The 12,758-nt window shown below is 61.7% G+C and carries 9 protein-coding genes and 1 tRNA gene; 5 read left to right on the top strand and 5 right to left on the bottom strand.

Annotated features, from left to right (window positions below):
* Positions 1-457: methyl-accepting chemotaxis protein (locus SE92_RS21775; protein WP_245324661.1), on the top strand; the 457-nt coding region annotated here is incomplete at its 5' end.
* 104 nt (positions 458-561) lie between these two features.
* Here SE92_RS21775 and SE92_RS21770 read toward each other — a convergent pair.
* Complete coding sequence (locus tag SE92_RS21770) at positions 562-945, bottom strand: DUF3175 domain-containing protein (RefSeq protein WP_084251872.1); 384 nt, start codon at positions 943-945, stop codon at positions 562-564.
* 180 nt (positions 946-1,125) lie between these two features.
* On the opposite strand from SE92_RS21770, the gene SE92_RS21765 reads away from it, so the two are divergent.
* The 3 genes from SE92_RS21765 (at position 1,126) to SE92_RS21755 (ending at position 5,138) form a co-directional block, all read left to right on the top strand.
* Positions 1,126-2,610, top strand: coding sequence for an MFS transporter (locus tag SE92_RS21765; protein WP_063198244.1), 1,485 nt, complete (start codon positions 1,126-1,128; stop codon positions 2,608-2,610).
* Positions 2,611-2,614: 4 nt separating this feature from the next.
* A complete protein-coding gene (gene otsB / locus SE92_RS21760) occupies positions 2,615-3,433 on the top strand; it encodes a trehalose-phosphatase (protein ID WP_063198243.1) in 819 nt (272 codons plus the stop codon).
* Positions 3,434-3,674: 241 nt separating this feature from the next.
* A complete protein-coding gene (locus tag SE92_RS21755; RefSeq protein ID WP_063198241.1) occupies positions 3,675-5,138 on the top strand; it encodes a trehalose-6-phosphate synthase in 1,464 nt (487 codons plus the stop codon).
* A gap of 47 nt (positions 5,139-5,185) precedes the next feature.
* Here the strand turns inward: SE92_RS21755 and SE92_RS21750 are convergent, their stop codons facing one another.
* Positions 5,186-5,527, bottom strand: coding sequence for a hypothetical protein (locus SE92_RS21750; RefSeq protein ID WP_063203689.1), 342 nt, complete (start codon positions 5,525-5,527; stop codon positions 5,186-5,188).
* A 194-nt stretch (positions 5,528-5,721) separates the two neighbouring features.
* Between SE92_RS21750 and SE92_RS21745 the strand changes: the two genes are divergently transcribed.
* Positions 5,722-5,811, top strand: a tRNA-Ser gene (locus SE92_RS21745).
* Positions 5,812-6,223: 412 nt separating this feature from the next.
* On the opposite strand, the gene SE92_RS36030 is transcribed toward SE92_RS21745, so the two are convergent.
* From SE92_RS36030 to SE92_RS21730, 3 genes are all read right to left on the bottom strand, one after another.
* The gene (locus SE92_RS36030) at positions 6,224-6,943 is read right to left on the bottom strand and encodes a hypothetical protein (RefSeq protein ID WP_157095609.1); all 720 of its coding nucleotides are present in this window, start codon (positions 6,941-6,943) and stop codon (positions 6,224-6,226) included.
* A gap of 77 nt (positions 6,944-7,020) precedes the next feature.
* Positions 7,021-9,765 (bottom strand): helicase-related protein, encoded by a 2,745-nt coding sequence (locus SE92_RS21735; protein ID WP_063198237.1) that lies wholly within the window; start codon positions 9,763-9,765, stop codon positions 7,021-7,023.
* A gap of 3 nt (positions 9,766-9,768) precedes the next feature.
* Positions 9,769-12,753, bottom strand: a complete 2,985-nt coding sequence (locus tag SE92_RS21730) for an anti-phage-associated DUF1156 domain-containing protein (RefSeq protein WP_063198235.1) — start codon at positions 12,751-12,753, stop codon at positions 9,769-9,771.
* Positions 12,754-12,758 lie beyond the last annotated feature (5 nt).

The raw sequence follows: 12,758 nt of genomic DNA, 5'->3' as shown, positions 1-12,758 counted from the left end.
GGCGCTCAATGCCACCATCGAGGCGGCGCGCGCCGGTGAGGCCGGCCGCGGCTTTGCGGTGGTTGCGAGCGAAGTGAAGTCGCTGGCGAGCCAGACCGCGAAGGCGACCGACGAGATCTCCTCGCACATCACCGGCATGCAGGGTGCGACGGCCGAATCGGTTGCCGCGATCAAGGAGATCGGGGCGACCATCGGCCAGATCTCGTCGATCTCGACCTCGATCGCGAGCGCGGTGGAGCAGCAGGGCGCGGCGACGCAGGAGATCGCCCGCAGCGTCCAGACCGTGGCACAGGGCACCCAGACCGCGGCCACCGACATCGGCCAGGTCAACCGCGGCGCCGCCGAGACCGGCTCGGCCTCGGAAGAGGTGCTGCACTCGGCCAAGACGCTGTCATCCGAAAGCACCCGCCTGCGCGCCGAGCTCGACCGCTTCATGGGGAATATCCGGGCGGCGTAAAGGCTGCGAAAGGAACGCGTAGGGTGGATTGGCGAAGCGTAATCCACCACCTCGAATCGAGCGTCGAGAGTTAAGGGGTGGGTTACGGCTTTGCCTAACCCACCCTACTGATCTCGCTCCCGCCCGAACGCCCGCTTCAGCTCGACCTTCGCCTTTTCCAGACGCGATCGCTGCGTCTTCGGCAGCGTCTTGCCGGCGCGGTTGATGTAGAAGGTCAGCATCGACAGCGCCGAGCGATACGCTCCCGCCTTGCGGCGTGAACTGTGCTCGGCCGAGCGCTTCAACGAGGCCGCGATCTCCTTCGCGCTGGTCAGCTTGAACACGCCTTGCTTGAGGTCGAGCGCGTCGCTCTGCTTCGTCACGCGCTGCGACCAGCGTTTCGGCGCGCCGCGCTTGGGGCTCTTGCGCACCGTCCTGGGGCGCCTTGCGCTGGTCTTCTTGCGCGCGCCTGTCTTTCGCGAATGTGTCGTCTTTCTGACCTGAGCCATGCGTCAACTCCTTGTAGCTCCGTCGGAAACGGATGTTGTTGGAGGGTGTTCCTCCGGGAACCGGGCCACGTGGCGAACGTTGTCGCAGGTGGCAGGCGGAATGCCGCACCCCTCATGATCGGATCGACCCCGTCCACGTCATGTGAACCGGGGCCGCTTCCATTGGTCAGACCCAACGCGATGGAATTGCAGCAACGCCCAGCCCTGAATGATGGACCTGCGATCTCGGCCGCGGCGACCGATCGCATCGTCGAGACCAGCATTCCTTCGCGCCTCGACGCGCTGCCCTGGAGCGGCTTTCACACCCGCGTCGTGCTCGCATTGGGCATCACCTGGATCCTGGACGGGCTCGAGGTGACGCTGGCCGGCGCGCTCTCCGGTGCTCTGAAGCAGAGCACGTCGCTGCATTTCTCAAATCTCGATCTCGGCATTGCCAATTCCGCCTATCTCGCCGGTGCCGTGCTGGGCGCGCTCGGCTTCGGTTGGCTCACCGACCGCATTGGCCGCAAGAAGCTGTTCTTCATCACGCTCGCGCTCTATCTCTCGGCGACGGCAGCGACCGCGCTGTCATGGAATGTCACGAGTTACGCGCTGTTTCGTTTCCTCACGGGTGCCGGCATCGGCGGCGAATACACCGCGATCAACTCGACCATCCAGGAGCTGGTGCCGGCGCGCTATCGCGGCTGGACCGATCTCGTCATCAACGGCAGTTTCTGGATCGGCGCCGCGATGGGTGCGGTCGCGGCCATCGTGCTGCTCGATCCCGCCGTGATCGCGCCCGATCTCGGCTGGCGTCTTGCTTATCTCATCGGCGCCAGCATCGGTCTCGTCGTGCTCCTGATGCGAATGTGGATTCCGGAAAGTCCGCGCTGGCTGATGATCCATGGCCGTCCCGATCAGGCCCATGCGATCGTCGACGAGATCGAACGCTCCGTGATCGGACATCGGCAGGACACGAGCGCGGCGCGCTTCACCAAGATCCGCCTGAAGATGCGCGATCACACGCCGATCCGCGAGGTCGTGCACACGCTGTTCTCGATGTATCGGCAGCGTGCGCTGGTCGGCCTCGTGCTGATGAGCGCGCAGGCGTTCTTCTACAATGCCATCTTCTTCACCTTCGCGCTGGTGCTGACCGATTTCTACGGCATCAGCGCCGGAAATGTCGGCTGGTACCTGCTGCCTTTTGCGGCCGGCAATTTTCTCGGACCGCTGCTGCTCGGCCGGCTGTTCGATACGCTGGGACGCCGCACCATGATCATGTTCACCTATGGCATGTCGGGCCTGCTGCTGGCGGTCTCGGGCTATCTGTTCTCCATCGGCGTGCTCACCGCGCAGGGGCAGACCATCGCCTGGATGGTGATCTTCTTCTTTGCCTCCCCGGCCGCGAGCGCGGCCTATCTCACCGTCAGCGAGACCTTTCCGCTCGAGGTTCGCGCGCTGGCGATCGCAGTGTTCTATGCGGTCGGCACCGGCATCGGCGGCGTGATCGGGCCGGCGCTGTTCGGCGCGCTGATCGACACGGGATCACGCACCAGTGTGTTCGCCGGCTATCTGCTGGGGGCGGCACTGATGATCGCAGCGGCGATCGTGGGATGGCGGTACGCCTTCGCCGCCGAGCGAAAATCGCTCGAACAAATCGCTCGGCCGCTCGCTTCTATGGAGTAGACTGATGAAGTTGGAACTTGCAGACATGGCGTTGGACCAGAAGCGCACCATGCCCGACGACGATACCCCCGATGCTGTGCCGGTGCCGCATGCGCTCGTGCCGCATCTCGACGAGACCGCAATCCTGCTCGACATCGACGGGACCCTGCTCGATCTGATGCCGACCCCGCGCGAGGTGTGGGTGCCGCCGGGCTTGTCGGACACGCTGAACAAATTGACCGAGCGCACCTCCGGCGCGCTGGCGCTGGTCAGCGGCCGCTCGCTCAACGACATCGATCTGATCTTCGCGCCCGACGTGTTTCGCGCCGTCGCCGGCCACGGCGCCGAGATGCGGCTGTCGGTCGACAATGAGGCCGACGCCGTGCACGCGCCGCCGCTGGACAAGGAGCTGAAGCGGCGGCTGGCGGCCATCGCCAAGCTTTCGCCCGGCATATTGCTCGAGGACAAGGGCTATTCGCTCGCGCTGCATTACCGCCTCGCGCCGCATGCGGAGAAGGCGATCTACGAATCCGTCTCGGTGATCCGCGCCGACCTGCCCAATGCGCCGATCGAGGTGCTGCCCGGCAAGTTCGTCTGCGAGATCAAGCATTCCGGATTCACCAAGGCGACCGGCGTGCGCGAATTGATGAAGCGGGAGCCTTTCAAAGGACGGCGCCCGATCTTCATCGGCGACGACGTCACCGATGAAACCGTCTTCGCGATCATGCCTGATATGAACGGGCTTGCCTTCTCCGTCGGCCGCCGGGCCTTGGGCGTGAACGGTCATTTCGATGCGCCGAGCGACGTGCGTGCGTTCCTGGCCCGGCTGCTCGATCCAAGGTAAAAGCAAGGCCGCGCCACGCCGCAGACATGAAGCTCCGGAGACGGCGCCCTCGCGCGCCGCAACGCGTGCTGCGCAACATCGCCCGAAGAGTTGTCTTTGCAGTGAAAATGCCGGTTCCCACGAGCAAAACCAGTTGCAACGCGCGCGCCCGATTTTGGTTTCAATTGGTTGAAACGATGACAGGAACCATATTGATGAACGGCAGTTAAACGGGGTGGAATGAAACAGGAGGGGACGACCTGTGAACTTAGTCGTCGTTTCGAATCGCGTCGCGCGCGGCAAACCTAACGAGCCCATGACGGGCGGCCTCGCAGCGGCCTTGTTGCCGGTGGTGGAACACTCGGGCGCGATCTGGGTGGGATCGTCGGGCCGGGTGCGTGACGGCCATCAGAAAGAACCGTTTGCCGAGATCGAAGCACTGGGAACGGGCGCGATTGCGACGCTGGATCTGCCGGCAGCGCATTATGGCGGCTATTACGAAGGCTTCGCCAATTCGGCACTGTGGCCGGCATTGCATTCGCGCAGCGATCTGATCCGCGTCTCGCGCGAAGATTATGTCAGCTATCGCGAGGTCAACGCCTTCATGGCGCGCGCCTTGATGCGATTCCGGAAGACAAAGACCGCGTTCTGGGTGCAGGATTATCACTTCCTCGCGCTCGGTGCCGAGCTGCGCGATCTCGGTGTCGACGATCCGATCGGCTTCTTCCTGCATACGCCCTGGCCGGTCACTGCCGTGATGCAAGGCGTGCCCAATCATCGCGAGCTGATCACGGCGATGCTGGCCTACGATCTGCTCGGCTTCCAGACCAACGACGATTGCGAGAACTTCCTCGGCTATGTCAGCGGCGAGCTCGGCCTCACCGTCGAGGACGGCGTTGCGATCTCGCAGCATGGCCGCACGCGCTGCGAGGTGTTTCCGATCGGCATTGATGCGGACAAGTTCGCCGCCTATGCCGCGAAATCGGCGTCGCATCCCGATGTGTCGCGGTTGCGGCGCAGCCTCAACGGCGAGCGCCTCGCGATCGGCGTCGACCGCCTCGATTATTCCAAGGGCCTCGTCAACCGCATCAGCGCATTCGACCGGCTGTGGACCGAGCAGCCGCAATTTGCGCGCAGCATCTCCCTGCTTCAAATCGCCAATCCTTCGCGCGGCGCGATCGAGGCCTATGGCAATCTTCAGAGTGAGGTCGCGCGTCTCGTCACCGACGTCAACGGCCGCCACGGCGAGGTCGACTGGACGCCGATCCGCTATTTGAACAAGGGTTTCAGCCAGGCCGTGCTGGCGGGCCTCTATCGCACCGCGCAGGTCGGCGTTGTGACGCCGCTGCATGACGGCATGAACCTCGTCGCCAAGGAATATGTCGCTGCGCAAAACCCGGCCGACCCCGGCGTGCTGGTGCTGTCGAAATTCGCGGGCGCTGCCAACGAGCTCGAGACTGCCTTGCTCGTCAATCCGCACGACATCGACGGCATGGCGCGCGCGATCGCGGTCGCGGCCGCCATGCCGCTCACCGAGCGCAAGATGCGCTGGGATGCGATGATGAAGAAGCTGCGCGGCCACACCATCCAGCAATGGTCGGCCGACTTCGTCGCGGAGCTGGAGAAGTGCCGAACCGAGAAGGCTGCGGAAGCGCCGCTCGCAGCACAGCCGCCGCAAGCGCTGCGCTGGCTGAAATCGGCAATCTCGGGCGTGCGGTTGATTTAGATCTTCTCCTCGCCCCATTCTTACGGGGAGAGGTTAAGAGGAAACATTCAATAGCAATACGACACGCCGTCCAGGATCGCGCATTGCCGCTTGTTCGGCGCGTTGGGATCATCCATCGGCACCATGCCCTTGCCCTGGCCGACGAACACGCCGGGCCCGACATGCACCGAACTCTTGTTGCCGATGGTCACGCTTGGGTGCGGCGTCGAGCTCGAGCGCGTCCCGTCTGGCCAGATGATCGCATCCCCGGACAGCACCCCGCGCCGCCCGTCGTCGCAGCTCACATCGACGCCCTGCCGGGTACAGACCTGGGCCAGAGCCGGCACGGCGAAGGCGGGGACAAGGACCGATATCAGGCTCAGCATGGCGATGGTGTTGCGGATGGTCATGGCGTCCCCGGTCATGGTTGGCGTCCTCGCGTGAATCGTCGCGCCAAACCTGCCACGGGTTCAGCCGCCAGGCCGTTCGGGGCGTGGGCGCCGCCAGATATTATCTCGTAAATACAATGGGTTGCGGAAAATTTCCGCGATTTCCCCGCGATCCCTTGCAAAATCATCGGCGCCCCTTCAAGAGAAGGCGCTCCGGAGAGATGGCCGAGTGGCTTAAGGCGCACGCTTGGAAAGCGTGTGTGCGGGAAACCGTACCGTGGGTTCGAATCCCACTCTCTCCGCCATATTTGGTCAAAGTGTCCGGAAATCGGCTTGCTCTCGGGCTTGGGCCGAATTCTGCCCATACTCCCACCCATACTGAACAATCAGGCCAAGGCCCTGGGGAGTGCGTTCCGCGATCTTGGCGGGTTGTCGGCGGACCTTTTGGAAGCATTTGACTTCCTTTTTGGAAGCAGCCCGACCAAATCGGTGCAGGCTATCAATACTCTCAAAGGATTAGGGGAGGAGACTTTGTTTCAATTCTACTGGGCTCGCGGAAGCCTCTGCGGGCCGGTCGGAGTGTCTGATGCTGAGCACGACGAGTCGCTCAACTCCGATAGTGTTAGCAGCCCAGCCCTTCCTGCATTGAGCGCCGCTCTACTTAAGCCAAAGTCGAACCTCACGGAAAGACGTCGGTCGCGGTGGTTGAGTAATAAGTCAACCTCGGAGCTCGGTCGGCCAAAGGCGTTTGTGGATTAGAAACGCTTGGGCGGTTTCCGCGGCTTTGCGGACCCCGGTGGCGGCGCTTTCATACGATGTCCAGAAGTGTTCGTCAGTGCCTTTTCCAACGAGCTGTTTGAAGATCTGGTCATCAGAAGGGGCGCCTGGGCCGGACGGTCCTATTAGGGGCACGACATCGCTCAATTGACGGAAAGCGCCCAGCGAGACGATCTCATCATGATCAATCGTCGTCTCTTTGAGCACAACTTCCTCTTGCGCGCCTTGCCATCGATTGATGCCGCGGAACTCCTTACCAAGCCGTTCAGCCGTGGCTCTCACAGTTTCCATGAAGTCGCGATCGTCATAGACCGTATTCAAATTAAGTACGATGTCATCGGCGGCCGGCTTTCGGGCGAAGATCATCATGACTTTCTTCCGATCCTGATCTTCTTCACGAAATTTTTTTGCGACTTGTTGCGATATCGTCCAGGAGGACACCTCTTCCCGGATAGCTCCCACGGCCAAGCCAATTCCGAGAAGCGCATTAAGGCGCACCTGCCGGAAAACGACTGAGGGTCGCGCGCGGTACTCTGGGGGTAAATGACGGCTCAACTCCTGAAGTCGCCGTGCTTTACGCGCCTTGTCTTTCGACCCAGCTTGCCAACGGTCGATCGCACGAATAAGTGCTTCAGGGTAGCGATCAATTCGAACGGTCATCTAATCGTCCAGTTGTTTAGAACTCAGCGCTTTCCGCACCCCAACGCCTCATTCAGAGCGGGCCGGGTGACTTAGGTTCACCAACCCTGACGCATCCAGGCGTCGAGATCGCGGGACGATAGGACCTGTTCTGTGTATTCCCAGTCGAGTCCGTGATCGTCCATGTCCTGGTTGTAGCGAAGCTCCATCGGCGGCTTTGTCATCTCAAATCGTTGCGAAAAATTCACAACGGCAGATCGATCCTGGAGGATCGCTGCGATCCATTCGTCCTCAAAGGCGTCCGGGAGTTGGCCGAGAACCGAGAAGATATCTCCGAATCGATTCGAAAGCGCGGTGTAGACGTCATCCTCGACGGTGCCGGCATAGCGTAGGTTCAGAACGTGCACGTTATCGCGGACCTGACCGATCCGCTGCACCCGCCCCTTGCGCTGTTCCAACCGCGAGGGGTTCCAGGGCATATCGACATTCACTTGAGCGCCGAGACGCTGAAGGTTCAGACCCTCGCAAGCGGCGTCGGTGGCGCAGACCAGCCTGATCTCTCCATCTTGAATACGCCGCTTGATCTGCTCGCGCGTCGCCGTCCTGCGCTCTCCACCACGCGCGACGAACGATGCCGCACCGCCAGCATAGAGAGCGACCGGCTCGTCGGGAAAGGCGTCGCAGAGCGCGTCCAGCACCCATTCGGCAGTTGTCCGATACTGGCTAAAGATGATCGCGCCATTGTCCTCAAGCCACCGCCGCTCTCGTAGGAAATGTAAGATTACCTGTACTTTTGGATCTACATCCGAACCGTCTATCACAGCAGAGAGATTGCGCTCGACCTCGCGCAAGTATTGAACCTCTTGCGGATCGGGAGGCGCGGTCTCGCGGGGTTCACCCTCGTCGCCAATTTCGTCTTCTGACAGGAGCGGTTCATCGATGCGACCAAGCAGGAGCTTGGCGGTCTCCAACCCTGCTAAGGCAGAGGAGCCGATTCGCCGTAGCAGAATTGTCTTCAAAAAGCCCGCGCCGGGGCATCGTTGCGCGTAAAGTTGGCTGAAGGCCTCCGCTGCCTCGTAGGCGGCTTGGAAGGCGAAGCTCATCTGGAGCCCATCACCATCGAACAGCGCGGCCGGCAATCCATCGTCCCCTCGCGGGTGCACTATCACCCCTACGCGCTTCAATAGCCCCTCGGCCTCCAGCATAGGTCTCGTACGGCGTACGACGCGGCGGACGATCGGATTGTGCCGCTCGGCTAGGGTGCGGAAGTCGTTCAAGAACTCCGTACGAATATCGGCGCTCAGCTCGTCATAGCGAGGGCCGAGCACCTCGCGCGACGCCAGGCCTGAGTCGCTGCGAATGTCACGAAAGACCGTATGTTCGGCTCCGGGAGGCAAAGGATTGCGGAAAAGGCCCCATCTGTTTGTATCGTTCGTCGGCCACGCTCGATTGCCGGTGAGGAAGCGGATTGACTCTTCGCGAACCCATTCTCCGCCATCGAATGGGGTGCCGAGCACCTGCGGTGCCCCTTGCCCCAAACCCATCAGCAAATCCCAGAGTTCGACGGCATTGAGCTGGATCGGGGTCGCAGTACCAAGGATCACGTTCGTAGCTTCGCGCGCGATCGTCCGTAGGAACGTGAGCAGGTTGTTCGGCTTCGGCGCGTCGCGGCCGTTCTGGCCTCGCGAGGCTCGCGCCTTGTGCGCTTCGTCGAGAATGACGACGCCGAACCGCTTCCGCGCCAGAGCGCCGCGCTCGGCTTCGTCATCGCCGTTGACGATGAGGCCGGTCGAAATGATGCCGACGCGCCAAGGGCATTTCGCCGCGAAACTCGGGTCGCCCTTTTGGGTCAGCGGTCGACGCTCGCTGTCAAGCCAGCATTTCTTCGTCGTCGACCAGACCGCCGCCGGTACACCGAGCTTATCCTCGAGCTCTTCCTGCCACTGCCAGATCAGGGTGGCCGGTGCGAGGATAAGCACAGGCTTGTCATCGAGCAGTGAGAGCACCAGGGCTGCCGCCGCCATGGACAAGGTCTTGCCGAGACCCACGTCGTCGGCGATCAGGTACCGTGCCTTCCCATGCAGACGCCAATCCTCGACGCAGGTCTGGACGAAACGCTTCTGCCAAGGACGCAATATCTGTCCGCCCTTGTAAATCGGCCGTTCGGCCAGCACCGCTTCGATTGGCACGCTGCCGTCCACAACGCGGGCGGCCTCGATCGAACGATATTCGATCCGGCTCGCCATCGCCGCAACGTGCCTAACTACGGCATCGGGCAGATCTACGCCCTGACGCCAAAAATGCTCGAATTCGTCCCGGACCCATTGGGCGGCGGCGGCATCCTCATCGCCCCAAAGGATTTCGTAGGCGTGCCGGAAGCCCGAGGCGCTGTCATTGACGCTACCGACGAAGGAATAGACCCGCCCATCGGCATGTTCGATCACGCCCGCCTTGCCGTGAACGAAAACGTTGTTCGCATCGCGCGGCACGACCCGCACCTTCATCCGTCCCGAGGAGAGAAGGTCGTGCAGCCGCCGGTAGCGTTCGCGCGCAAGGAGGAGATCGAGCCCATCCTCAGTCGATTGCCAGGATGAGACGAGTGAGCGCGCCAATGCTTCCTGACCGTCGCGGGCAGCCTTAGCGACCTTTACATCGAAGGGGTCGAGATCGCCGTTGCATACAACCCTGATCTCGCCAACTCTCTCAAGAGCCTCACCGACGACTTCAAGCAGCGAGGATCGGAAGTAACCGGCGATGCGTAGGTACCGCGACGCACCCGAAAGGCGCGCGGTCAGAACCGGCCCGAGCGCTTCGCGTCGTGAGGAATGGCGCTCGATTGCCATCCCTTACATCCTATCGAGCTTCAGCGCTTCCGCAAGCTCGTGGGCGGCAACGCTTTCCTGGGGTCGGCTGCGATTCGTTTTTAGAGCGACGTAGCTGGAAAGCGCGATCAGCTTCTGGCGACGCTGCCAGTAATCGGCAGCATATTCGGTCTTGAGGATCGTGACGCCGCGCTTAGGGTCCAGCGTGCCGCCTTCCATCGTCTTCCAGATGGCGAACAGGACTTGCCGAAGCTGGGAGGCCGCGAAACCTTCGCCGGAGGCTCCGTGGTCGGCCAGCATCCGGCCCTTGAGGTCCCCGGCGCCGGCAAGCGCAGCGGCGTTGGCGGTGGTTGATGCCATTAGGTCGGCATAGCCGCCGAAGGCGAAACTCCTGGCGAAGTTCTGGAAGTCAGCAACTTTGGCGGAGCCCTTCGCTTCCATGTCGAGCATGCGGACGTAGAAGCGCTCGGGCGTTCTCAGGTCGCGCCACATCTCGCGCGGGAAGCCCTCCGGCACGAGCAGGTTGTTGGCGACGCTCTCTGCATAGCCAATGAGTTCGCGCAACATCGTTGTCTCGCCCTTAGCGAGCTTGCGGTAGAGGTCGCGGTCGAGCGGCTGACGATCGATAGTGGAGTAGGCAGTGACGGCCTTGAGAGCAGCGGCATAGGCTGCAAGTGTTAAGTCGCCATCGGTATAAAGTGTCTCTGCGTGGGCGCGTTCATGCCAACTATCGTCGAGGGCAGTGAGGCGGGCGAGCTGCTCGGCGACAGCTTCCTCGATCTCGGCTTCGATCTCCATGCGCCGGGCGTTGGCTTCGTTCAAGCGCTTGCGCAGCACTAGGCAGACGGTGCCCTGGACGTAGTTGCCTTCTTTCAGCGCGCTCTCGGTCTCGGTGACGACGTTCCAGGCGGCGGTGACGGAAAGGCCGGCCGCCCAAAGGATGGCGCCGAGGTCGGCCCAGACACCTGCGTCCTGATGGGTAAACATCACCACCTGGAGGCCGTTGTCCGGCATGTGGCGGGTCATGGCTGCATAAGCGGCAACCATGTCGCGGCGGAACTGCTCGTCTTTGCCCTTGATGGCTAGATCACGCCGCGAGTCCCAGGTCCATTGATCGAACGGCGGAGGCGGGTTTTTGCGTAGCCAAGCGATGAAGAATTCGGTGATCTCGTGATAATTGACCGCGTCGGCGTACGGGGGGTCGGTGACGAAGATGTCTGAATTTGCTCCAATGGCTTGTGCCGGACCAGTCTGAATCTGACGATCACGCGAAATGGGAAAACTGAAGCCATCAATCTCAAAAATAGACTTGAGATCGGAAAATGCTCTTTCAGCGTAGTTGTAGAACGTGTTGAGCGCCTGATTACTAAACACCATGGCGGGAAAGTCGCCGTTTGGGGCGACGCCTGGTTTCCCGGGGCTTCCGACTGCCCAGCGCGTTAAGCGGGATGTGAAGTTAAAGACTGCGCTTAATGGAATCAGGCTCGCCGGTTCGCTTGAACGTTGTCGGAACAGCGCCAAGATCAAAATGTGCCTGGGATTGAATATGTTGACCCAATGCGTCCAGCCCCTTGTGCGGATCGGTTCGTCCGTTTTTTCACCGGGCGTGATCATCGTATCGGGCGCTAGGCCCTGGTCCTGCCAACGCGATAGATTTTGGCGCACGATTGTTTCAACTTCGCGCTCGCGGAGGAGATCGTCATCTGTCACAGCAGCGAAGAATGTCTCTGGCCGAGCTCGGCCAACGCTATCCTTGGTGATCCACTGGATGCAGTAGAGTCGCTCTTGGAAGATGTCATCTGGTCGCGGGACGAAGTCCGACTTTTCCCAGAGTCGTAGGCGGTTGCGCGTTTCGCCTTCCGGGTCCCGATAATCGCCTCGGATAGTCTTGATCTCGACGCCCGACCGCTCCGGGTTCATTGGATGGACAAGGCGCCCATCTCGCACCGTCCCCTCCGCCGCTTCGGCCATTTCCGCCGCCGAAACGCCGGAACGAATTTCGATTTCGTAGCGCTTTGCTGCGTGGTTCGGTATGAGCTTCGCCACGACACTGCGGGTCTTGGATATGACCCAGGATGGTGCCATCGGCACCATCCAGTCAGTGCGTGGACAGCGCGTCTCCATACAATAGAGATAGGCTTTTGCCCTGTTGCCCTCGGCATCGTGCTCAATGCCAAGCCTCGTAATCTCAGCGTCGACTGCAGCAGCGATCTCACGCTGGGTGACTTCGATTTCTGCACGCCGCTCTTTCGATGCTCCGATTATGTTAAAAGCGCCCCAGGTGAGCATGCAGGCGATGGGATTGAGATCGGATGCGTAAACGTCGCAGCCTATCCGCGCCGCTTCGAAGGGGATCGACCCGCCGCCGCAGAACGTATCTGCCAGCTTCGGTCGGTGTCCGAAGCGCGATACACCCAACTGCTCGACAAGTTCGGAAAGGTTTTGTGCGGTCGTTCCGAGGCGGCGATTAATCGGGGACCAAATGGAGCCGAGGAGGTCCGACTCGTTGCACTCCTCCGGCCGGCGGACATGCTTCAGGCGCTCGGCATAGGGCAGCGTGGCGAAGGCCTCCGACACGCGCGCCTGCCTTTCGTCCTCGCTGAGATCGTCGCGCCATACGCGCCGACGCCCCCGCTCCTCTGTGACCAGTTCGGCAAAGGCTGGAAAGAGAGTGGCGAACTTCGTCGGCCCGCCATCGAAACGCCTCCCGATTGCACCGTCGTCCATCGCCATCAGTTTCAGGAAGATGTCGAGATCGCCCGCCGCGTCGTCGCTTGCCGGCAGCAGGGAGCCGAGGACCACGGCCCGCACGAGGATGAGAGGCTTGCGTCCCTTCCAATAGGAACCAAGCGCAGTTAGGGTTTGCCCCGCGCCGGCCTTGCGCTCCTTATATGCCTCTGCTGAGAGCCGCCCAACGGGAAATTGGCGCTCAATGAAGGACGGCGCATCCTTCAAAGCGAACGGCGCAAGTCCAGGCGCTGGCGTAACGATCGCGGAGGTGATGTTCATGAAAG

Source organism: Bradyrhizobium sp. AT1, assembly GCF_001590795.1.
GTDB lineage: Bacteria > Pseudomonadota > Alphaproteobacteria > Rhizobiales > Xanthobacteraceae > Bradyrhizobium.
The sequence above is the reverse complement of the archived record's forward strand: the minus strand, read 5'-3'. Positions and strand labels throughout refer to the sequence as shown.

Coding starts and splice junctions, on each gene's coding strand:
- SE92_RS36030 (WP_157095609.1), bottom strand. CDS start 6,943: ATGACCGTTCGAATTGATCGCTACCCTGAAGCACTTATTCGTGCGATC.
- SE92_RS21735 (WP_063198237.1), bottom strand. CDS start 9,765: ATGGCAATCGAGCGCCATTCCTCACGACGCGAAGCGCTCGGGCCGGTT.
- SE92_RS21770 (WP_084251872.1), bottom strand. CDS start 945: ATGGCTCAGGTCAGAAAGACGACACATTCGCGAAAGACAGGCGCGCGC.
- SE92_RS21750 (WP_063203689.1), bottom strand. CDS start 5,527: ATGACCATCCGCAACACCATCGCCATGCTGAGCCTGATATCGGTCCTT.
- SE92_RS21765 (WP_063198244.1), top strand. CDS start 1,126: ATGGAATTGCAGCAACGCCCAGCCCTGAATGATGGACCTGCGATCTCG.
- SE92_RS21730 (WP_063198235.1), bottom strand. CDS start 12,753: ATGAACATCACCTCCGCGATCGTTACGCCAGCGCCTGGACTTGCGCCG.
- otsB (WP_063198243.1), top strand. CDS start 2,615: ATGAAGTTGGAACTTGCAGACATGGCGTTGGACCAGAAGCGCACCATG.